Origin of the sequence: Variovorax sp. PBL-E5, assembly GCF_901827185.1 — a bacterium.
Taxonomy (GTDB): Bacteria; Pseudomonadota; Gammaproteobacteria; order Burkholderiales; family Burkholderiaceae_C; genus Variovorax.
Genome location: NZ_LR594671.1, coordinates 528,130 through 549,058, shown reverse-complemented (window position 1 = coordinate 549,058; position 20,929 = coordinate 528,130). Strand labels below are relative to the sequence as shown.

The window sequence follows — 20,929 nt, the reverse complement described above, 5'->3', positions numbered from 1 at the left end:
GCTCAGGCCGCGAAGCCGCCGTCGATGCTCAGGCTTGCGCCGGTCACGAAAGCCGCTTCGGGGCTCGCGAGGTACGCGACCATGCCGGCGATCTCGCCGCCGCTGCCATGACGCTGCAGCGCCATGAAGCTGTGCATGGTGGCCGCCATCGGGCCATCGGCCGGGTTCATCTCGGTGTCGACCGGGCCGGGCTGCACGTTGTTCACCGTGATGCCGCGCGGCCCCAGATCGCGCGCGAGTCCGCGGGTCAGGCCGGTGATGGCGGACTTGCTCATCGCATAGGCGGCGCCGCCCGCGAAAGGCATGCGCTCGGCGTTGGTGCTGCCGATGGTGATGACGCGGCCGCCCTCGCCCATGTGGCGCACGGCCGCCTGCGTGGCGACGAACACGGCGCGCACGTTGACGTCGAGCGTGCGGTCGAGGTCTTCGAGCGACATCGCGTCGATCGTGGCCAGCTTGAGCACGCCCGCACTGTTGACGAGGATGTCGATGCGGCCGAGCGTCTTCGCCGCCTGGTCCACGGCCGCGACCAGAGCCGCCGCATCGGCGCTGTCGACGCGCAGGGGCAGCGCGCTGCCGCCGGCCGCTTCGATGCTGCCGGCGAGTTCGCGGGCCGCGGCCTCGTTGCTCGCGTAGGTGAAGGCGACGGCAGCGCCATCGCGTGCCAGCCGGCGCACGATGGCGGCGCCGATGCCGCGCGATCCGCCGGTGACGAAGGCGGCCTTGCCGGCAAGCACCGGCTGCGAAGAAGATGAAGTAGACGAAGTGGAGAGTGACATGGCGGGCTCCTGAAGTGGTGTGGCGATGGCTTCAGTGTCGGGTTTCCACTGCCCTTCGAATAGCCGCCCGAGTGCCCTATCACATTCAACCCTGGGTTGAAAATAAGCGCCATGCAGCCCTTGAGCCATCTCGAATCCTTCGTCCGCAGCGCCGAGGCCGGCAGCTTCTCCGCCGCCGCGCGCCAGCTCGGGCTGACGCCGGCCGCCGTGAGCAAGAACGTGGCGCGGCTCGAAGCCGGCCTCGGCGTGCGCCTGTTCCAGCGCAGCACGCGCCGGCTGACCCTGAGCGAGGGCGGCGAGCGGCTGCTGCGCGAGATCGGCGGCGCGCTGAGTACGCTGTCGGATGCGGTGGCCAGCGTGGCCAAGGACGATGGCCAGCCGGCCGGCACACTCAAGGTCAGCATGGGCCAGGCTTTCGGGCGTGACTACGTCGTGCCCTTGCTCGACGGATTTCTCGCGCGCTATCCGGCGGTGCTGCCCGACTGGCATTTCGACAACCGGCAGGTCGACCTGATCGGCGAGGGTTTCGACGCGGCCATCGGCGGCGGCATCGAGCTCACGCCGGGTGTGGTGGCGCGCGAACTGGCGCGCATCCACATCGTCGCTGCGGCGGCACCCGGCTACATGGCGGGCAAGCCGATGCCGCGGCGCCCCTCGGACCTGGCCGCGTTCGACGGCATCGTGCGGCGTTCGTCCCCCACGGGACGCATACGCAGCTGGACCCTGCGCAACAAGGCCGGCGAAGAGGGCGCCGTCGACACCCGGGCGCGCGTGATCTTCAGCGACCCCGAGGCGATGGCCCAGGCGGCCGTGATGGGCCTGGGCATCGCGCTGCTGCCGATGCCGTTCGCGCTGCCGCGGCTGCAAAGCGGCACGCTGGTGCGCGTGCTGCCCGGGTGGTGGGCCGACTCCGGGCCGATCTCGCTCTACTACCCCAGCAAGAAGCTGTTGCCGGCGAGGACACGCGTGTTCGTCGATTTCGTGGTCGAGCATTTCCGCAGCCGGCACTTCGCGCGCGACATGCAGGGCAATTGAGCGCACGGGGTTTTCACCCGCGACGAACGGGGCACGCGCCTGTACAACACAGCGCCATGCGGGCGACTTCCTGCGTGATGGTCACGCGTCACCGAAGACCGCCGGCCCACCAAGGAAAAAGCATGCCCGTCCTGTCCCTGCCCCGCCGCCGCACCGTGCTCGCGCTCGCCGCCTTCGGCACAATGGTGTTCGCCGCCCACCCCGCGGGCGCGCAAGCCGCCTGGCCGACCAAGCCGGTGCGCATCGTGGTGCCCTTCGCGCCGGGCGGCACCACCGACATCCTCGCGCGCGCCGTGGCGCCCGAACTGGCGAAGGCCTTCGGCCAGCAGTTCTTCGTCGACAACCGCGCGGGCGCGGGCGGCAACGTCGGCGCCGAGATCGTGGCCAAGGCGCCGAACGACGGCTACACGCTGCTGATGGGCACCGTCGGCACGCACGGCATCAACCGCGCGCTGTACCCGAAGCTGCCCTTCGATCCGATCAAGGATTTCGCGCCGATCACGCTGGTGGCGGCCGTGCCCAATGTGATGGAGATGAACGCCGACAAGGCCCGCGCGCTGAAGATCAACAACGTCGCCGACTTCGTGGCCTATGCCAAGTCGCATCCGGGCAAGCTCAACATGGCGTCGAGCGGCAGCGGCACCTCGATCCACCTGGCCGGCGAACTCTTCAAGAGCATGACCGGCAGCTACATGGTGCACATTCCCTACCGCGGATCGGCGCCGGCCCTGCTCGACCTCGTGGGCGGCAATGCCGATGTGATGTTCGACAACCTGCCCTCGTCGATGGCCCAGATCAAGGGCGGCAAGCTCAAGGCGCTCGCTGTGACCAGCGCCCAGCGCTCGCCGGCGCTGCCCGACATCCCGACCGTCGAGGAAGCCGGCGGCCCGGCCCTCAAGGGCTACGAGGCCAGCTCCTGGTTCGGCCTGCTCGCGCCCGCCGGCACCTCGCCCGACATCGTCAACCGCATCCAGCAGGAAGTCGCCAAGTCGCTCGGCACTCCGGCCATCAAGGAGAAGATGCTGGCCCAGGGCGCCCTGCCGAGCGGCAACACCCCCGCCGAATTCTCGAAGCTCATCGCCAGCGAACACGTCAAGTGGGCGAAAGTGGTGAAGGCGTCCGGCGCAACCGTCGACTAGCCTGCGACCCCTTCCAGGAATACCGCGGAACCGGCTGGGCCGGGCCGCAGGTCTTGCCCCCGGTAGGGGGAAGGCGAAGCGACACGAAGTGCGCGAAGTCTGGGGGCGAGCTCTAAACCCCCCAGACGATGTCCTTGCTCTCGGCCTGGGAGCGCTTGAGCATGTCGATCAGCGGCGCGGCGCGCTGGTGCAGGCCCACGTGCTGCAACTCGGCCTCGCTCGCATGGTTCTCCACCGCGAAGGCATCGTGGTTGTGGCGGTTCTGGACGGCATCGTCCTTGATCGCCGCTTCGAGCGCGGACACGGCGGCCGACATCTGGTCGACCGTGATGATGCCCTTGGGCGCGGAAGACTTGCCGATGATCTCCAGCAACTGGCGGGCATTGGCTTCGAGCATCACGACATCGGCGGTCGCTTGTGATTTGAATCGATAGAGCATGGCGGCTTAGTTGTAGATGTAGTCCCGGACAAAAGGGTACACCGATTGTGAGCCGCGCAGCGTACGACCTTGCGCCTTGCCATCGGGCCGGGTCGACAGCATCTGGTGCAGCGAGATCCAGCCCTGCTCGAAGCTCATCGCCGAACCCGCCAGGTACAAACGATAGGCCCGCAGGATGCGCTCCGCGTTGGCGCCCTGCCGGCCGCCGGCGCGCTGCAGCACCTCGCGCGCCTGGTCGAGCTTGGACTCGAGCGTGTCCGACCACGCCCAGAGCGTGCGCGCATAGTGCGGTCGCAGGCTCTCGGTATCGACCATCTCGAGGCCGGCCGCCGCCGTGTCGCGCAGCAGATGCGTCACGTGCAGCAGTTCGCCGCCCGGGAAGATGTACTTCTCGATGAAATCGCCCATGCCGGCGCCGAGCTGCCGGTAGTCGAGTTGACCCGAGGTGATGCCGTGGTTGAGCACCAGCCCGCCGGGTTTGAGCAGCGCATGGAGCTTGCCGAAGTAAGTCGGCATGTTGGCGCTGCCGACGTGCTCCAGCATGCCGACCGAGGAGATCTTGTCGAAAGGCCGCGCTTCGTCGAGCTTGCGGTAGTCGAGCAGTTCGACACGCACGCGGCCCTGCAGGCCCTTCTCTTCGATCAGGCGCTGCACGTGCGCGTGCTGGTTCTTGGAGAGCGTGATGCCGGTCGCGTCGACGCCGTAGTGCTCGGCCGCCCACAGCAGCAGGCCGCCCCAGCCTGAGCCGACGTCGAGATAGCGGTCGCCCGGCTGCAGCATGAGCTTGCGGCAGATATGGTCGAGCTTGGCCTCCTGCGCCTGCGCCAGCGTCAACTCCGGCTCGCGGAAGTAGGCGCAGGAATAGACACGCCGCGGATCGAGCCACAGCGCGTAGAAGTCATCGGAGACATCGTAGTGGAACTCGATCTGCGCCGCATCCTTGCGCAGTGAGTGCGCACCGTGGGACTTGGCACGCCGCTGAAGGCGGGACCACCAGCCGGTGTTGGTCTCGGCCGGATTGCCCGGCAACATGCCAACCGTGGCGTCGATCAGGTCGCGCATCGCGCCCTCGATCTGGACCCGGCCTTCGACATACGCCTCGCCGATCGCACCGACCTGCTTGGCCGCCAGCTTGGCGAGCACGGACCATTCGGTGAAGGCCAGGGTGACGCGCGAGCCCGGCTTCGCCACCCGTCTGCCATCGGGCAATTGCAGCGTGATCGGCACCGGCAGGGATGAAAGCTGGGACTCTATTTTTGGTATCAGGCTTTGCATGCCGGGGATTTTTCCCAGCGCGCGGGCGCTCGTCAACCGGCCCCTTCAAAAGACCTTTTGACGTTGACATTTGATTGTTTAGGTCTAAACTATTTATCCATGAATAGCTCAACGGCAGAACTCCAGCGTGTCCTGTGCATCGGTGGCGGCCCCGCCGGCCTCTACTTCGCGCTCCTGATGAAGGCGCGACGACCCGAGTTGCAGGTCACCGTCATCGAGCGCAATCGCCCCTTCGACACCTTCGGCTGGGGCGTGGTGCTGAGCGACCAGACGCTGGCCAACCTCGCGGCCGCCGATGCCGAGACCGCGGCGATCATCGGCCGGGAATTCCATCACTGGGACGACATCCAGGTGTTCTTCAAGGGACGGCAGGTGCGCTCGGGCGGCCACGGCTTCTGCGGCATCGGCCGCAAGCGCCTCCTGAACATCCTGCAGGAGCGCTGCCTCGCGCTCGGCGTCGACCTGGTGTTCGAGACCGACGCGACCGACGACCAAGCGCTGGCCGCGCAGTACGGCGCCGACCTCGTGATCGCCAGCGACGGCCTCAACAGCCGCATCCGCCAGCGCTACCAGGAGGTGTTCCAGCCCGACATCGATCTGCGCCAGTGCCGCTTCGTGTGGCTCGGCACGCACCAGACCTTCGATGCCTTCACCTTCGCGTTCGAGCAGACCGAGCACGGCTGGTTCCAGGCGCATGCCTACCAGTTCGACGACAAGACCTCGACCTTCATCGTCGAGACGCCCGAAGCGGTGTGGCAGGCGCATGGCCTCGACAAGATGGAGCAGCCCGAGGCGATCGCGTTCTGCGAGCAGCTGTTCGCCAAGTACCTCGACCGCCATGCGCTGATCAGCAATGCCACCCACCTGCGCGGCTCGGCCAACTGGATCCGTTTCCCGCGCGTGGTCTGCCAGCACTGGACGCACCGCGTCGACGTCGGCGGCAGGTCGGTGCCCGTGGTGCTCATGGGCGATGCGGCCCACACCGCGCACTTCTCGATCGGCTCGGGCACCAAGCTCGCGCTCGAGGATGCGATCGACCTGGCCGGCGAGTTCGAGCGCGGCGGCAGCGTCGACCAGGTGCTCGAGGCCTACGAGGCGCGGCGCAGCGTCGAAGTGCTCAAGATCCAGAACGCGGCGCGCAACTCGACCGAATGGTTCGAGAACGTGCCGCGCTACACCGGCATGCAGATCGAGCAGTTCGCCTATTCGCTCTTGACGCGCTCGCAGCGCATCAGCCACGAGAACCTGCGCCTGCGCGACACGCAATGGCTGGGCGGCTACGAGCAATGGCTGGCCGGCGGCAAGCCGCTGGCACCGATGTTCATGCCGCTCACGGTGCGCGGCCTCACGCTCAAGAACCGCATCGTCGTCTCGCCGATGGCGACCTACAGCGCGGTAGACGGCGTGCCGCAGGACTTCCTGCTGGTGCACCTGGGCGCGCGCGCGCTCGGCGGCGCGGCGATGGTGTGCGTCGAGATGACCAGCCCGACCCCCGAAGGCCGCATCACGCCGGGCTGCACCGGCCTGTACAACGACGCGCAGTCCGCCGCCTTCAAGCGCATCGTCGAGTTCGTGCACACGCAGTCGAGCGCGAAGATCGCCATGCAGCTCGGCCACAGCGGCGCCAAGGGCTCGACGCGCCTGGGCTGGGAAGGCACCGACGAGCCGCTGGAAGAAGGCAACTGGCCGCTGCTGTCCGCCAGCGCATTGGCCTACGGCGAACAGAACCAGCTGCCCGCCGAGATGACGCGCGCCGACATGGACCACCTGCGCGACCAGTTCGTCGACTCCACGCGGCGCGCGGCCGAGGCCGGCTTCGACTGGCTCGAACTCCACTGCGCGCACGGCTACCTGCTGTCGTCCTTCATCAGCCCGCTGACCAACCTGCGCAGCGACAAATACGGCGGCGACATCGGCAACCGCTGCCGCTATCCGCTCGAGGTGTTCCGCGCGATGCGCGCCGTATGGCCGGCCGAGCGGCCGATGAGCGTGCGCATCTCGGCCCACGACTGGGCGCCCGGCGGCAACACCGATGCCGACGCGGTCGTGGTCGCGCGCCTGTTCAAGGAAGCGGGCTGCGACTTCATCGACGTGTCGTCGGGCCAGACCACGCGCGCGGCCAAGCCGGTGTACGGGCGCATGTACCAGACGCCCTTCGCCGACCGCATCCGCAACGAGGTCGGCATCGCGACCATCGCGGTCGGCGCCATCACCGACGCCGACCAGGCCAACAGCATCATCGCGGCCGGCCGTGCCGACCTGTGCGCGATCGCGCGGCCGCACCTGGCCGACCCTGCATGGACGCTGCACGAAGCCGCCAAGCTGCAGAGCCACGATGTCGAGTGGCCGAAGCAGTACCTGAGCGGCCGCGACCAGATGTACCGCGAGATCGCCAAGCAGCAGGCGCTGGCGGCGGCCATGGCCGACGCAGCCCCGCAGCGCAACACCGAGGAGGAACACTGAATGGACCTCGAAGCAAGAGCCCACAGCGAACACCCCGACGAGTTGCGGCTCTGGCTGCGCCTCATGACCTGCACCCAGCTGGTCGAGAAGCAGGTGCGCAACGGCCTGCGCGAACAGTTCGCCACCACCCTGCCCCGCTTCGACCTGATGGCGCAGCTGGAGCGCTCGCCCGACGGCCTGAAGATGAACGAGCTGTCGCGCCGGATGATGGTCACGGGCGGCAACGTCACCGGCATCACCGACCAGCTGGTGGCCGAAGGACTGGTCGAGCGCGTGGATGTCGCGGGCGACCGCCGTGCATGGCGGGTGCGCCTCACCTCGCGCGGCCGCAAGCTCTTCAACGACATGGCACAAGCGCACGAGGACTGGATCGTCGATGCCTTCGCGGCGCTGAACGGCAAGGAAATCGCGCAGCTGCACCGGCTGCTCGGCAAGGTCAAGCAACACTCCCATCAACAAATGGCGGAGGCCACATGAAGCATTACATCGGCGCGGACAATCCCATGCGCGCCCAGTTCGAACCCAAGGCCGGCTATGCGGCGAAGCATTTCTCCTGGTCCTTCGACGCGGGCGTGGGCACGGTCACGCTGAACCGCCCCGAACGCAAGAACCCGCTGACTTTCGACTCGTACGCCGAACTGCGCGACCTGTTCCGCGCGCTGAACTACGCGACCGATGTGAAGGCGATCGTCGTCAACGGCGCCGGCGGCAACTTCTGCTCGGGCGGCGATGTGCACGAGATCATCGGGCCGCTGACGCGCATGCGCATGCCCGAGTTGCTCGAGTTCACGCGCATGACGGGCGACCTGGTGAAGGCGATCCGCCATTGCCCGCAGCCGATCGTCGGTGCGATCGACGGCGTCTGCGCCGGCGCCGGCGCGATGATCGCGCTGGCCTGCGACCTGCGCTATGGCACGCCTGCCACGCGCACGGCCTTCCTCTTCACGCGCGTCGGGCTGGCGGGCGCCGACATGGGCGCCTGCGCGCTGCTGCCGCGCGTGATCGGGCAGGGCCGCGCATCGGAGCTGCTCTTCACCGGCCGCGCGATGACGGCGCAGGAAGGCCATGCCTGGGGCTTCTTCAACGCGCTGCACGAAAGCGATGCGCTGCTCGGCGCCGCGACCGCGATGGCGCGCGAACTCACCGAAGGCCCGGGCTTCGCGCACGGCATGACCAAGACCATGCTGGCGCACGAATGGGCCATGACCATCGACCAGGCCATCGAGGCCGAGGCGCAGGCGCAGGCGATCTGCATGCAGACCGAGGACTTCAAGCGCGCCTATGAAGCCTTCGCGGCCAAGCGCAAGCCGGTGTTCGGCGGAGACTGACGCGATGGCTGCTGCGGCTTTCGACCCTTCGACGGCGCACCTCGCGCTGCCCTTCTTCGACGATGCGCACCGCGAGCTCGCGCGCACGCTGCTGCCCTGGGCCCGTTCGCAATCGGTGGACGAGCGCGACGACCGCGCGGCCTGCCGCGACTGGGTGCGGCGGCTGGGCGACGGTGGCTGGCTGCGCTACTGTGTGCCGGCGGCTTCGGGCGGCGCGCTGGAGCGGCTCGATTCGCGCGCGCTCGTGCTGCTGCGCGAGACGCTGGCCTTCCACTCGCCGCTGGCCGACTTCGCTTTCGCGATGCAGGGGCTGGGCAGCGGCGCCATCACGCTGGCCGGCAGCGCCGAACAGCAGAAGAACTACCTCGCGCCCGTGGGACGCGGCGACAAGATCGCGGCCTTCGCGCTGAGCGAGCCCGAGGCCGGTTCCGATGTCGGCGCGATGGCGATGCGCGCCGAAGCCACCGCCGACGGCTGGCGCCTCGGTGGCGAGAAGACCTGGATCAGCAATGGCGGTATCGCCGATTTCTACTGCGTGTTCGCCAAGACCGATCCGGCCGCCGGCTCGCGCGGCATCACGGCCTTCATCGTCGACGCGGCGACACCTGGCCTCGATACCTCGGCGCACATCGAGGTGATGGCACCGCATCCGCTTGCCACGCTGCGCTTCGACGGCTGCGTCGTGCCGCGCGACGCGCAACTCGGCGAACTGAACGGCGGCTTCAAGCTCGCGATGCGCACGCTCGACATCTTCCGCGCCTCGGTGGCCGGGGCCGCGCTCGGCATGGCGCGCCGCGCGCTGGCCGAGGCGATCCACCATGCGCAGACGCGTCGCATGTTTGGCCAGACGCTGGCCGACTTCCAGCTCACGCAAGCGAAGCTCGGCGAGATGGCCGCGCTGATCGACAGCGCCGCGCTGCTGACCTACCGCGCCGCCTGGATGCGCGACGACAGCGAGCGCCGCGGTGCACCCGCGGTCGGCGATCTCACGGCCGCGGCCGCGATGGCCAAGATGTGCGCGACCGAGAACGCAAGCCGCGTGATCGACATGGCGCTGCAGATGCACGGCGGCCTCGGCGTGAAGGTAGGCACCAAGGTGGAAAGCCTCTACCGCGACATCCGCTCGCTGCGCATCTACGAAGGTGCGACGGAGGTCCAGCAACTGATCATCGGCAAGGCCGTGTTGAGGAGCCCCCAAGCATGAGCGCGCAGATCGACCGTTTCGTCCATGACCGCCTGCCGCCGGCAGCGCAGTTGCCCATCTTCCGCTACGACCTGCCCGAGCTCCAGTTGCCAGACCAGTTGAACCTGGTGGAGGAATTGCTGGACAAGGCCGCGGCCAAGGGCTTCGCGGACAAGCCGATGCTGCGCTCGCCGGGCCGCACGCTGAGCTATGCAGAGGCCGGTGTCGAAGTCGACCGCATTGCGAAAGTGCTGGTCGAAGACCTCGGGCTGGTGCCGGGCAATCGCGTGCTGCTGCGCGGCGGCAATTCGATCGGCATGGCGCTCGCGTGGCTCGCGGTGGTGAAGGCCGGCCTGATCGCGGTCGCCACCATGCCGTTGCTGCGCGCCAAGGAACTCGGCGACATCATCGAGAAGTCGCAGCCCGTGGCCGCGCTGTGCGACGGCAAGCTGCAGGACGAACTGCGCATTGCGCAGCAGGCACATCCCGTGCTGAAGGCGATCGTCGCCTTCAACCAGCCCGATGCGCCCGATTCGCTGGAGTCGCGCGCCGCCACCAAGCGCGGCGTGTTCGCGCCTTGCCCGACTGCGGCCGACGACATCGCGCTCCTGGCTTTCACCTCCGGCACGACGGGCAAGCCCAAGGCGCCGGCGACCACGCACCGCGACGTGCTCGCGATGTGCGAGACCTGGCCGCGCCACATCCTGCGCGCGACCCCCGACGACATCGTGATCGGCTCGCCGCCGCTGGCCTTCACCTTCGGCCTCGGCGGGCTGCTGATCTTCCCGATGTGGGCCGGTGCCTCGGTCTACTACGCCGACGGGCCCTACACGCCCGAGTCGATGGTCAAGGCGATCCGCGACATCGGCGCCACCCTCTGCTACACGGCGCCCACGTTCTACCGGCAGATGGCACCCTTTGCCAAGGCCCTCGGCGTGCCGACGCTGCGCATCAGCGTGAGCGCGGGCGAGGCGCTGCCGGATGCGACGCGGCAGCTGTGGAAGGAGGCCACCGGCATCGAGATGCTGGACGGCATCGGCGGCACCGAGGTGTTCCACATCTACATCTCGGCCGCGGGCAACGAGGTGCGCCGCGGTGCGGTCGGCAAGGCGGTGCCGGGCTTCACCGCCAGGGTGGTGGACGACGAAGGCCGCGAGGTGCCGCGCGGCACCGTCGGCAAGCTGGCGATCATCGGACCGGTCGGCTGCCGCTACCTCGACGATCCGCGCCAGGCCAACTACGTGAAGGACGGCTGGAACTATCCGGGCGACGCGTTCGTGCAGGACGAGGACGGCTACTTCTTCTACCAGTCGCGTGCCGACGACATGATCATCACCTCGGGCTACAACGTCGGCGGGCCGGAGGTGGAGGATGCGCTGCTGAAGCATCCGGCCGTGGCCGAATGCGGCGTGATCGGCAAGCCCGATGCGGAGCGCGGCATGATCGTCAAGGCGTTCTGCGTACTGAAGCCAGGCCATGCGGGCGATGCCGCACTGGTCAGGGCGCTGCAGGACCACGTGAAGGCGACCATCGCGCCCTTCAAATACCCGCGCGAGATCGAATTCGTCGCGAGCCTGCCGCGCACGGAAACCGGGAAACTCCAACGATTCAGACTGAGGCAATCCACATGATCAAACTCCTGCAACCGCCCGGCTGGGCAGCTCCCAAGGGCTATGCGAACGGCGTGGCCGCGCGCGGCACGATGGTGTTCGTCGGCGGACAGATCGGATGGAACGCGCAGCAGCAGTTCGAGTCCGACGACTTCATCGAGCAGACCGGGCTGGCGCTGCGCAACATCGTCGAGGTGCTGCGCGAAGCGGGCGCCGGACCGGAGCACATGGTTCGCATGACCTGGTATGTCGTCGATCGCGACGAGTACACCCGCCGGCTCGCAGAGCTGGGGCCGGTGTACCGCGATGCGATGGGACGGAATTTTCCGGCGATGACCTGCGTGCAGGTCGCTGCGCTGGTGGAGCCGCGCGCCAAGATCGAGATCGAAGTGACGGCCGTAGTTCCTTAGCTCGCCCCAGGCTTGCTCGCGGCTATCGCGGCAGGTGCAGGTGCGTCGAGTTCTTGACCTCTTCCATCACCGCGTAGGTGCGGGTTTCCCGCACGCCCGGGAGTTGCCACAGCACGTCGCCGGCGAAGCGGCGGTAGTCGTTCATGTCGGCGCTGCGCGTCTTGAGCAGGTAGTCGAAGCCGCCCGCGACCATGTGGCATTCCAGGATCCCTGGCTGCACCTGCACTGCGGCCTTGAATTGATCGAAGACGTTGGGGGTCGTTCTGTCCAGCAGGACTTCCACGAAGACCAGCATGCCGGCCCCGAGTTTCCGCGGGTTCAACCGTGCCTCATAACCCAGGATGTAGCCGTCGCGCGTCAGGCGCTGGACCCGCGCCAGCACCGCGGTCGGCGACAGGCCGATCGCTTCGGCCAGCTTGAGGTTGGCGATGCGGCCGTCTTCCTGCAGGCTGCTCAGGATGCGCAGATCGATGCGATCGAGACCCAGCCGCTCGGCAGCCGCCTCTAGTGAATTGTTCGGCATAGGCAGTCGATTTCGAACAGTAAGTCGATAAATGTAGCTGCATCATCCAACATGTCACCACAGAGGTTCACATGTCGGATCTTGCCATCGCACCCGCTCTCCACCGCCCGTTCGAGGCCTTCGCCGACGGCATGGGCGAACGGTCGTCGCTGCGGGAGCAGATCACCGGCGCATGCCGTCTGCCCGAGGAAGAGGTGCTTCCGGCCTTGCTCGAGCAGGCACGCCTGCCGGGCGGCAAGGCGAGCGAGGCGCACGCCCTCGCCCACCGCATCGCTGGACAACTTCGCACCCGCAAGGCCTCCACGGGCCGGGCCGGGCTGGTGCAGGGCCTGTTGCAGGAATATGCGCTGTCGTCCCAGGAAGGCGTGGCGCTGATGTGTCTGGCGGAGGCGCTTCTTCGCATTCCCGACACCGCGACGCGCGACGCATTGATCCGCGACAAGATCGCGCACGGCCAGTGGCAGTCGCACACGGGCCGCAGTCCGTCCGTGTTCGTGAATGCCGCCACCTGGGGATTGCTGCTGACGGGCAAGCTGGTCGCCACGCACAGCGAGGCCGGCCTGTCCGCGCTGCTCACGCGCCTCATCGGCAAGGGCGGGGAGCCGCTCATCCGCAAGGGCGTCGACATGGCCATGCGCATGATGGGCGAGCAGTTCGTGACGGGCGAGACGATCCGGCAGGCGGTGGATCACGCGAGGCTTCTGGAGTCGCAGGGATTTCGCTATTCCTACGACATGCTCGGAGAAGCGGCGTTGACCGCGCACGATGCCGAGCGATACCGCGTCGCCTACGAGCAGGCCATCCATGTGATCGGCAAGGCGTCCGCGGGCCGCGGCGTGTACGAAGGGCCCGGCATCTCGATCAAGCTGTCGGCGCTGCATCCACGCTACTGCCGCGCACAGTACCGGCGCGTGGTGAACGAGCTCTATCCCGTGCTGCGCGATCTCGCCTTGCTCGCGCAGCGGTACGACATCGGCCTCAACATCGACGCCGAGGAAGCGGATCGCCTCGAGCTCTCGCTCGATCTGCTCGAGCGCCTGTGCTTCGAACCCGGCCTGGCCGGATGGGATGGCATCGGGTTCGTGATCCAGGCGTACCAGAAGCGCTGTCCATCCGTCATCGACTTCGTGATCGACCTCGGGCGCCGCAGCCGGCACCGGCTCATGATTCGGCTGGTGAAGGGCGCCTACTGGGACAGCGAGATCAAGCGCGCACAGGTCGACGGGCAGGCGGGCTATCCCGTCTACACCCGCAAGGCCTACACGGATGTCTCGTACCTCGCCTGCGCGCGTCAGTTGCTCGCGGCGCCGGAAGCCGTCTATCCGCAATTCGCCACGCACAACGCGCACACGCTGTCGGCGATCTACGTGATGGCGGACCCGGCTGCATACCAGCCCGGGGAGTACGAATTCCAGTGCCTGCACGGCATGGGCGAGCCGCTCTATGAACAGGTCGTCGGCCGCGCCGAAGCCGGCAAGCTCGGACGGCCGTGCCGCATCTATGCGCCGGTCGGCACGCACGAAACCCTGCTCGCCTACCTGGTGCGAAGGCTGCTCGAGAATGGCGCCAACACCTCGTTCGTCAACCGCATCGCCGATCCCACGATCTCGCTGGAGACCCTGGTCGAAGATCCGGTGCTGACGGTCGAACGCATGGCCCTGGCGGAAGGTGCGATCGGCAAGCCGCATCCTTCCATTCCATTGCCAGCGGACCTGTACGGAACGCGGCGCCGCAACTCGAAGGGGCTCGATCTTTCGAGTGAAGCGTCGTTGCGCGAACTGGGGCACGCGCTGGCGGAGAGCGCCCACGCGGCATGGACTGCCGAGCCCATGCTGGCCTCGGCGTCACCGGGTGCGCTCGCGGCAGATGCATGGCATCCGGTGCTGAACCCGGCCGATCATCGCGATGGGGTCGGCCAGACGCGGGACGCGAGCGACACCGAGGTCGACGAGGCGCTGGACCATGCCCAGGCCGTTGCCGAGGAGTGGGCCGCCACGTCGCCGACGCGCCGCGCCGACTTGCTCGACCGCACTGCCGCTCTGCTGCAGGCGCGCGAGCAACAGCTGCTGGGCCTGCTCGCGCGCGAGGCGGGCAAGACCTTTGCCAACGGCATTGCCGAAGTCCGCGAAGCCATCGACTTCCTGCGCTTCTATGCCGCGCAGGCACGCAACGATTTCAGGAACGAGACCCACCGCGCGCTCGGCCCCATGGTGTGCATCAGTCCCTGGAACTTCCCGCTGGCGATCTTCGTCGGCCAGGTCGCTGCGGCGCTGGCTGCCGGCAATCCGGTCCTCGCCAAGCCGGCGGAGCAGACACCTCTGGTCGCCGCCGAGGCAGTCCGCCTGCTGTGGGAAGCAGGCGTTCCTCGCGCGGCGGTTCAGCTGCTGCCCGGCCGCGGCGAAACCGTGGGCGCCAGGCTGGTGGCCGACGCACGCACGCAGGGCGTGATGTTCACCGGATCGACCGAGGTCGCGCGGATTCTGCAGAAGACGCTCGCCACGCGGCTCGGAGCCGGTGGCGAGCCGATTCCGCTGATCGCCGAGACCGGCGGCCAGAACGCCATGATCGTCGACTCCTCGGCGCTGATCGAACAGGTGGTCATGGATGTGATGGCATCGGCGTTCGACAGTGCCGGGCAGCGCTGCTCCGCGCTGCGCGTGCTCTGCGTGCAGGAAGAAGCGGCGGACCGGCTCATCGACATGCTCAAGGGCGCGATGGCGGAGGCCTGTCTCGGCGATCCCGCACGGCTGTCGGTGGATGTCGGCCCGGTCATCGATGCAGAGGCCCGCGCCGGGATCGAGCAGCACATCTCGGAGATGCGCAAGCGCGGTCGCCACGTGCACCGGCACGGGCGCGAGCTGGATCACGCGACGCAGCACGGCACTTATGTCCTGCCGACGCTCATCGAACTGGAAAGCCTTTCCGAACTCCGGCGCGAAGTGTTCGGCCCCGTGCTGCATCTGGTCCGCTACCGCCGCCGCGACCTGGGCGCGCTGCTGGGGCAGATCAATGCCACGGGCTATGGATTGACCCTGGGCGTTCATACGCGCATCGACGAGACGATCGCACAGGTGGTGGACGCGGCGAACGCCGGCAATGTCTACGTCAACCGCAACATGGTGGGCGCGGTCGTCGGGGTGCAACCGTTCGGCGGCGAGGGCTTGTCGGGCACCGGCCCCAAGGCCGGCGGGCCGCTGTACATGTACCGCATGCTGGCAGCGCGTCCGGACGACGTGCTCGCGCGCGCACTCGACGATGCAGATCCCGGACATGCCGCGGACATTGCGGGCCACGTCAGCCATCCCGCGCTCGATGCATTGGCCGCGTGGGCTTCGGCCGCAGGAAAGCCCGATCTCGCCCGGACATGCGATCGCTTCAGGCGACTCACCCGCAGCGGTCGTGCGCGCACGCTCGCGGGTCCGACCGGCGAGCGCAATGTCTATACGCTGCATGCACGCCATGCCGTGCTTTGTCTGGCAAGCAACGATGTCGATCGGCTGACCCAGCTTGCCGCCGTGCTCGCCGTGGGCAGCACCGCGCTGTGGCCGGCAGGCCAAGGCACGGACGCGCTGCTCGCCACGCTGCCCGCTGCGGTCCGACCGTCGATCGTCATCGCTCAGGACTGGGCTGCGCCGACCGTGACCTTCGATGCCGTGCTCCATCACGGCGATGCCGGGACATTGGCTACGGTGGTCCGCCGTGTGGCGGAGCGCGACGGCCCCATCGTGAGTGTCAGGGCCTTCCGGCCCGGGGCCATCGACGTCCCGCTCGAAGCGCTGGTCGTCGAGCGTGCCCTCAGCGTGAACACCGCAGCGGCCGGCGGCAACGCCAGCTTGATGACGATCGGCTGAGCCTCGGAAGGCCGCAAGTGAGGCACAAAGCAAAACGCCCACATCAAAGTGGGCGTTTTGTGTCAGCGGAGACCGCTGTCGTGTTGGTTGCGCGAGCAAGATTTGAACTTGCGACCTTTGGGTTATGAGCCCAACGAGCTACCAGGCTGCTCCATCGCGCGGCAAGATGGAATTATAGCTTATTCGGCACCGTTCTGCTCATCCGCAGCGGCTTCATTCACCTCGGGGCGATCGACCAGTTCGACCAGCGCCATCGGTGCGTTGTCGCCCACGCGGAAGCCCATTTTCAGGATGCGCGTATAGCCGCCCGGACGTGCCTGGTAGCGCGGGCCGAGTTCGGCGAAAAGCTTGACGACGCTGTCGCGGTCGCGCAGACGGTCGAAGGCAAGGCGCTTGTTGGCAACCGTGGGCTTTTTCGCCAGCGTGATCATCGGCTCGATGACGCGACGCAATTCCTTGGCCTTGGGGACCGTGGTCTTGATCGCTTCATGTGCGATGAGCGAGTTCATCATGTTCTGCAGCATCGCGAGGCGGTGCGAGCTGGTGCGGTTGAGTTTGCGGAGTCCGTGTCCGTGACGCATGGTGCTTTTCCTTTACTTTATAAAAACAGGCAGCCGTGTCAGGTACTGCCTGGTGCAACACACAGGTGTGGTGATCTTCTTAACGCTTGTCGAGGCCGGCTGGCGGCCAGCTTTCGAGCTTCATGCCCAAGGTCAGGCCACGCGAGGCGAGCACTTCCTTGATTTCGTTGAGCGACTTGCGACCCAGGTTGGGGGTCTTGAGCAACTCATTCTCGGTGCGCTGGATCAGGTCACCGATGTAGTAGATGTTTTCGGCCTTGAGGCAGTTGGCCGAACGCACCGTGAGTTCGAGCTCGTCGACCGGACGCAGCAGGATCGGATCGAACTGCTGGGCACTGCGCGGCGCCGGCGTGTCGAACGCAGCGAGTTCGCCACCTTCGAGCTGCGCGAACACGGCCAGTTGCTCGACCAGAATCTTGGCCGAGGCGCGCACCGCGTCTTCGGCGGTGATCGCACCGTTGGTCTCGATTTCGACGATCAGCTTGTCGAGGTCGGTGCGCTGTTCGACGCGCGCGCTTTCGACCGTGTAGCTCACGCGCTTGACGGGCGAGAACGACGCGTCGAGCACGATACGGCCGATCGACTTGGTCGGCTCGTCCGCATAGCGGCGCATCGTGCCGGGCACGTAGCCGCGACCCTTCTCGACCTTGATCTGCATGTCGAGCTTGCCGCCTTGCGACAGGTGCGCGATCACGTGATCGGGGTTGATGATCTCGACGTCGTGCGGCGTCTGGATGTCGGAGGCGAGGACCGGGCCTTCGCCGTCCTTGCGCAGGCTCAGCGTGACCTCATCGCGGTTGTGGAGCTTGAACACCACGCCCTTGAGGTTGAGAAGGATGTTGACGACGTCTTCCTGCACGCCATCGATCGACGAGTACTCGTGCAGCACGCCGGCGATCGTGACTTCGGTGGCTGCGTAGCCGACCATCGACGACAGCAGGACGCGGCGCAGCGCATTGCCGAGCGTGTGGCCGTAGCCGCGCTCGAAGGGTTCGAGCGTGACCTTTGCCTTGTTGGGCGCCAGTTGCTCGACCTGGATGGTCTTGGGTTTCAGCAGGGTGGTTTGCATGCAGACTTCCTCTCAATACCCCCGGCTCGTTACACCGGTAAGGCTGGTGAAGCACCCGACGGGAATGGAGCCCCGGCGGGAACAAAAAAATACACAAGTACGAGCCGCGAAGCGGCGCGTCATCGTCCGTTTAACGCGAATACAGTTCGACGATCAGCGATTCGTTGATGTCGGCGGCGAATTCGTCGCGATCGGGAACCTTCTTGAAGGTGCCTTCGGCCTTGTCGGCATTCACCTCGACCCAGGCCGGGATGCCGACTTGCTGGGCCAGCTGGAGCGCCTCGGCCACACGGGTCTGCTTCTTCGACTTGTCGCGAACCGCGATCACGTCGCCGGTCTTGACCAGGTACGACGGGATGTTGACCGACTGGCCGTTCACCGTGATCGCCTTGTGCGACACCAGTTGGCGTGCCTCGGCGCGGGTCGAACCGAAACCCATGCGATAGACGACGTTGTCCAGGCGGGCTTCGAGGATGAACAGCAGGTTGGCGCCCGTGTTGCCACGGCGGCGATCGGCTTCTTCGAAATAGCGGCGGAATTGCTTCTCGAGCACGCCGTACATGCGCTTGACCTTCTGCTTTTCACGCAGTTGCAGGCCGAAGTCGGACGTGCGTTGACCCGAGGTGCGGCCATGCTGGCCGGGCTTGGAGTCGAATTTGGCCTTGTCCTGGATAGAGCGGCGTGCGCTCTTGAGGAACAGGTCGGTGCCTTCGCGGCGGGAGAGTTTGGCCTTGGGGCCGAGGTAGCGTGCCACTTGATCTTCCTTTGTGTCATCTACCGCAGTTGCCTGCGGGAGCCATCAGCGGCGTGCCGATGGCGGTGGGCTTCAACATAAAAACAAAATGCGCAGCCGCTGTGAAGCAGGCTGCGCCGGACGTCGAACGCTCAGATGCGACGGCGTTTCTGCGGACGGCAGCCGTTGTGCGGCACCGGGGTCACGTCGGCAATGGAGTTGATCCGGATGCCGAGCGCGGCCAGCGCGCGCACCGACGATTCGCGACCCGGGCCCGGGCCCTTGATCTCGACGTCCAGGTTCTTGATGCCCTGGTCGACCGCTGCGCGGCCTGCGACTTCGGAGGCGACCTGCGCGGCGAAAGGCGTCGACTTGCGCGAACCCTTGAAGCCCTGGCCACCCGAAGACGCCCACGACAAGGCATTGCCCTGGCGGTCGGTGATCGTGATGATCGTGTTGTTGAAAGATGCGTGCACGTGCGCGATGCCGTCCGCAACGTTCTTGCGAACCTTCTTGCGAACGCGCTGTGCGGCGTTGTTGGCAGGAGCTTTGGCCATGCTGTTCTATCCTTATTTCTTCAGGGACTGCGCGGCCTTGCGCGGACCCTTGCGGGTGCGGGCGTTGGTGCGCGTGCGCTGGCCGCGCATCGGCAGGCCACGGCGGTGACGGAAGCCGCGATAGCAGCCGATGTCCATCAAGCGCTTGATGTTCATCGTCGTTTCGCGACGCAGGTCACCTTCGATGGTGAAGAGCGCGATCTGGTCGCGAATCTTCTCGAGATCGGCGTCCGTCAGATCCTTGATCTTCTTCGAATACTCGATGCCGCTCGCTTCGCAGATCTTGCGAGCGCGCGTGCGACCGATACCGAAAATGGCGGTCAGGCCGATTTCAGCGTGCTTGTGCGGCGGAATGTTGATGCCAGCAATACGTGCCATGTGCGTCCTCTAATACTCTTCAATCAACCCTGGCGCTGCTTGTGGCGCGGGTCGGTACAGATCACACGCACCACACCCTTGCGGCGGATGATCTTGCAATTACGACAAATGGTTTTGACCGAAGCCGAAACTCTCATTTCATTCTCCTAAAACTCTGTCCAACCCGGCGATTCATTTCGCCCGAAACACAATGCGCCCGGCTCAAGTCATAGGGCGTCAACTCGACAGTGACCTCGTCACCAGCCGCCGTCTACGAAGTCTTGAAATTGGCTTTCTTCAACAGCGATTCGTACTGCTGCGACATCATGTAGTTCTGTACCTGGGCCATGAAGTCCATCGTGACGACCACGATGATCAACAGGGAAGTGCCGCCGAAATAGAACGGCACGTTGTATTTGAGGATCAGGAACTCCGGCAGCAGGCAGACGAAGGTGATGTACACCGCGCCGGCCAACGTCAGGCGAACCAGGATCTTGTCGATGTAGCGCGCCGTCTGGTCACCCGGACGGATGCCTGGAATGAAGGCACCGCTCTTCTTCAGGTTGTCGGCCGTCTCGCGGCTGTTGAACACGAGCGCGGTATAGAAGAAGCAGAAGAACACGATCGCACTGGCGTACAGCAGCACGTAGATCGGCTGCCCCGGACGCAGCGCGCTCGCAATGTCCTTGATCCATCGCATGCTTTCGCCGGTGCTGAACCAGCCCACCACCGTGGTCGGCAGCAGGATGATCGACGACGCGAAGATCGGCGGGATCACGCCCGACATGTTGAGCTTCAGCGGCAGGTGCGACGACTGGCCGCCGTAGACCTTGTTGCCGACCTGGCGCCGCGCATAGTTCACGAGGATCTTGCGCTGGCCGCGCTCGACGAACACCACGAAATAGGTCACCAGCGCAACAACGGCCACGATGAACAGCGCCACGATCACGTTCATGGCGCCCGTGCGAACGAGTTCCAGCAGACCGCCCACCGCATTCGGCAGCCCGGCGGAGATGCCGGCGAAGATCAGGATCGAGATCCCGTTGCCGAGCCCGCGCTCGGTGATCTGTTCGCCCAGCCACATCAGGAACATCGAACCCGCGGTCAGGCTGACCATGGCGGTAATGCGGAAGCCGAAGCCGGGCGAGATCACGAGACCCGCCGAAGACTCGAGCGCCACCGCAATGCTGAACGACTGAAACAATGCCAGCCCGAGCGTGCCGTAGCGCGTGTACTGCGTCACCTTGCGGCGGCCGGCTTCGCCTTCCTTCTTGAGCTGCTCCATGCTCGGCACCACGTAGGTCATCAACTGCATGATGATCGACGCCGAGATGTACGGCATGATGCCCAGCGCGAACACGGTGAAGCGCGACAGCGCACCACCCGAGAACATGTTGAACAGACTCAGGATGCCGCCCTGCTGGCCCTGGAACAACTGAGCCAGCTGGTCCGGGTTGATGCCTGGCACGGGAATGTGCGCACCGACGCGATAGACCACGAGCGCGAGCAGCAAAAAGACGAGCCGGCGACGCAGGTCACCGAACTTGCCTGTTTTTGCGAGCGTTGCTGCGTTGGTTGCCACGAAGAACTTCTCTCA

Annotated in this window: 20 protein-coding genes, 1 tRNA gene and 1 pseudogene; 9 read left to right on the top strand and 13 right to left on the bottom strand. The window is 66.5% G+C overall.

The features are described from left to right. Positions 1–2: 2 nt before the first annotated feature. Positions 3–779 carry an SDR family oxidoreductase gene (locus WDLP6_RS02710; protein WP_162591100.1) on the bottom strand — a complete coding sequence of 259 codons (777 nt, stop codon included), beginning with the start codon at positions 777–779 and terminating at the stop codon, positions 3–5. A 111-nt stretch (positions 780–890) separates the two neighbouring features. On the opposite strand from WDLP6_RS02710, the gene WDLP6_RS02705 reads away from it, so the two are divergent. Together WDLP6_RS02705 and WDLP6_RS02700 are read left to right on the top strand one after the other, a co-directional pair. Further along, positions 891–1,814, top strand: a complete 924-nt coding sequence (locus WDLP6_RS02705) for a LysR family transcriptional regulator (RefSeq protein WP_162591099.1) — start codon at positions 891–893, stop codon at positions 1,812–1,814. A 122-nt stretch (positions 1,815–1,936) separates the two neighbouring features. Then, complete coding sequence (locus WDLP6_RS02700; RefSeq protein ID WP_162591098.1) at positions 1,937–2,953, top strand: Bug family tripartite tricarboxylate transporter substrate binding protein; 1,017 nt, start codon at positions 1,937–1,939, stop codon at positions 2,951–2,953. Positions 2,954–3,065: 112 nt separating this feature from the next. Here WDLP6_RS02700 and WDLP6_RS02695 read toward each other — a convergent pair whose 3' ends face one another. Both WDLP6_RS02695 and WDLP6_RS02690 read right to left on the bottom strand, forming a co-directional pair. Further along, positions 3,066–3,392 (bottom strand): DUF1840 domain-containing protein, encoded by a 327-nt coding sequence (locus tag WDLP6_RS02695; RefSeq protein ID WP_162591097.1) that lies wholly within the window; start codon positions 3,390–3,392, stop codon positions 3,066–3,068. 6 nt (positions 3,393–3,398) lie between these two features. Then, the gene (locus WDLP6_RS02690) at positions 3,399–4,667 is read right to left on the bottom strand and encodes a class I SAM-dependent methyltransferase (RefSeq protein WP_162591096.1); all 1,269 of its coding nucleotides are present in this window, start codon (positions 4,665–4,667) and stop codon (positions 3,399–3,401) included. A gap of 99 nt (positions 4,668–4,766) precedes the next feature. Between WDLP6_RS02690 and WDLP6_RS02685 the strand changes: the two genes are divergently transcribed. The 6 genes from WDLP6_RS02685 to WDLP6_RS02660 are packed head-to-tail and all read left to right on the top strand — an operon-like array spanning position 4,767 to position 11,661. Continuing rightward, positions 4,767–7,130, top strand: a complete 2,364-nt coding sequence (locus tag WDLP6_RS02685; protein WP_162591095.1) for a bifunctional salicylyl-CoA 5-hydroxylase/oxidoreductase — start codon at positions 4,767–4,769, stop codon at positions 7,128–7,130. Further along, positions 7,131–7,607 (top strand): MarR family winged helix-turn-helix transcriptional regulator, encoded by a 477-nt coding sequence (locus WDLP6_RS02680; protein ID WP_162591094.1) that lies wholly within the window; start codon positions 7,131–7,133, stop codon positions 7,605–7,607. Beyond that, positions 7,604–8,458, top strand: coding sequence for an enoyl-CoA hydratase family protein (locus WDLP6_RS02675; protein WP_162591093.1), 855 nt, complete (start codon positions 7,604–7,606; stop codon positions 8,456–8,458). The genes WDLP6_RS02680 and WDLP6_RS02675 overlap by 4 nt, the downstream gene beginning before the upstream one ends. Positions 8,459–8,462: 4 nt before the next feature. Continuing rightward, a complete protein-coding gene (locus WDLP6_RS02670) occupies positions 8,463–9,662 on the top strand; it encodes an acyl-CoA dehydrogenase family protein (protein WP_162591092.1) in 1,200 nt (399 codons plus the stop codon). Beyond that, positions 9,659–11,272, top strand: a complete 1,614-nt coding sequence (locus tag WDLP6_RS02665; protein WP_162591091.1) for an AMP-binding protein — start codon at positions 9,659–9,661, stop codon at positions 11,270–11,272. Before WDLP6_RS02670 ends, WDLP6_RS02665 begins: the two co-directional genes overlap by 4 nt. Then, complete coding sequence (locus WDLP6_RS02660; RefSeq protein ID WP_162565651.1) at positions 11,269–11,661, top strand: RidA family protein; 393 nt, start codon at positions 11,269–11,271, stop codon at positions 11,659–11,661. The genes WDLP6_RS02665 and WDLP6_RS02660 overlap by 4 nt, the downstream gene beginning before the upstream one ends. A gap of 22 nt (positions 11,662–11,683) precedes the next feature. Here the strand turns inward: WDLP6_RS02660 and WDLP6_RS02655 are convergent, their stop codons facing one another. Then, the gene (locus WDLP6_RS02655) at positions 11,684–12,184 is read right to left on the bottom strand and encodes an Lrp/AsnC ligand binding domain-containing protein (protein ID WP_162591090.1); all 501 of its coding nucleotides are present in this window, start codon (positions 12,182–12,184) and stop codon (positions 11,684–11,686) included. Positions 12,185–12,255: 71 nt separating this feature from the next. Here WDLP6_RS02655 and putA point away from each other — a divergent pair, with 71 nt between their 5' ends. Continuing rightward, positions 12,256–16,035: a trifunctional transcriptional regulator/proline dehydrogenase/L-glutamate gamma-semialdehyde dehydrogenase gene (gene putA / locus WDLP6_RS02650; RefSeq protein WP_162591089.1), complete on the top strand. Its 3,780-nt coding sequence runs from the start codon at positions 12,256–12,258 to the stop codon at positions 16,033–16,035. Between the two features lie 84 nt (positions 16,036–16,119). On the opposite strand, the gene WDLP6_RS02645 is transcribed toward putA, so the two are convergent. The 9 genes and pseudogenes from WDLP6_RS02645 to secY all read right to left on the bottom strand — a co-directional run bounded on the left by WDLP6_RS02645 (position 16,120) and on the right by secY (position 20,914). Next, positions 16,120–16,196 (bottom strand) — tRNA-Met (locus WDLP6_RS02645). An 18-nt stretch (positions 16,197–16,214) separates the two neighbouring features. Continuing rightward, positions 16,215–16,616 (bottom strand): 50S ribosomal protein L17, encoded by a 402-nt coding sequence (rplQ, locus tag WDLP6_RS02640; protein ID WP_162565648.1) that lies wholly within the window; start codon positions 16,614–16,616, stop codon positions 16,215–16,217. Between the two features lie 79 nt (positions 16,617–16,695). Continuing rightward, the gene (locus WDLP6_RS02635; RefSeq protein WP_162565647.1) at positions 16,696–17,685 is read right to left on the bottom strand and encodes a DNA-directed RNA polymerase subunit alpha; all 990 of its coding nucleotides are present in this window, start codon (positions 17,683–17,685) and stop codon (positions 16,696–16,698) included. A 130-nt stretch (positions 17,686–17,815) separates the two neighbouring features. After that, the gene (rpsD, locus tag WDLP6_RS02630; RefSeq protein WP_162565646.1) at positions 17,816–18,439 is read right to left on the bottom strand and encodes a 30S ribosomal protein S4; all 624 of its coding nucleotides are present in this window, start codon (positions 18,437–18,439) and stop codon (positions 17,816–17,818) included. Positions 18,440–18,570: 131 nt separating this feature from the next. Next, the gene (rpsK, locus tag WDLP6_RS02625) at positions 18,571–18,975 is read right to left on the bottom strand and encodes a 30S ribosomal protein S11 (RefSeq protein WP_162565645.1); all 405 of its coding nucleotides are present in this window, start codon (positions 18,973–18,975) and stop codon (positions 18,571–18,573) included. Between the two features lie 12 nt (positions 18,976–18,987). Further along, on the bottom strand, positions 18,988–19,353 hold the full coding sequence (gene rpsM / locus WDLP6_RS02620) for a 30S ribosomal protein S13 (protein WP_019653977.1): 366 nt from the start codon (positions 19,351–19,353) through the stop codon (positions 18,988–18,990). A 23-nt stretch (positions 19,354–19,376) separates the two neighbouring features. Next, positions 19,377–19,490 carry a 50S ribosomal protein L36 gene (rpmJ, locus tag WDLP6_RS02615; RefSeq protein WP_038201958.1) on the bottom strand — a complete coding sequence of 38 codons (114 nt, stop codon included), beginning with the start codon at positions 19,488–19,490 and terminating at the stop codon, positions 19,377–19,379. A 34-nt stretch (positions 19,491–19,524) separates the two neighbouring features. Continuing rightward, positions 19,525–19,594, bottom strand: a pseudogene (gene infA, locus WDLP6_RS02610) (translation initiation factor IF-1); the annotation flags it as partial. A gap of 9 nt (positions 19,595–19,603) precedes the next feature. Continuing rightward, positions 19,604–20,914, bottom strand: a complete 1,311-nt coding sequence (secY, locus tag WDLP6_RS02605; RefSeq protein ID WP_162565644.1) for a preprotein translocase subunit SecY — start codon at positions 20,912–20,914, stop codon at positions 19,604–19,606. Between the last annotated feature and the right edge of the window lie 15 nt (positions 20,915–20,929).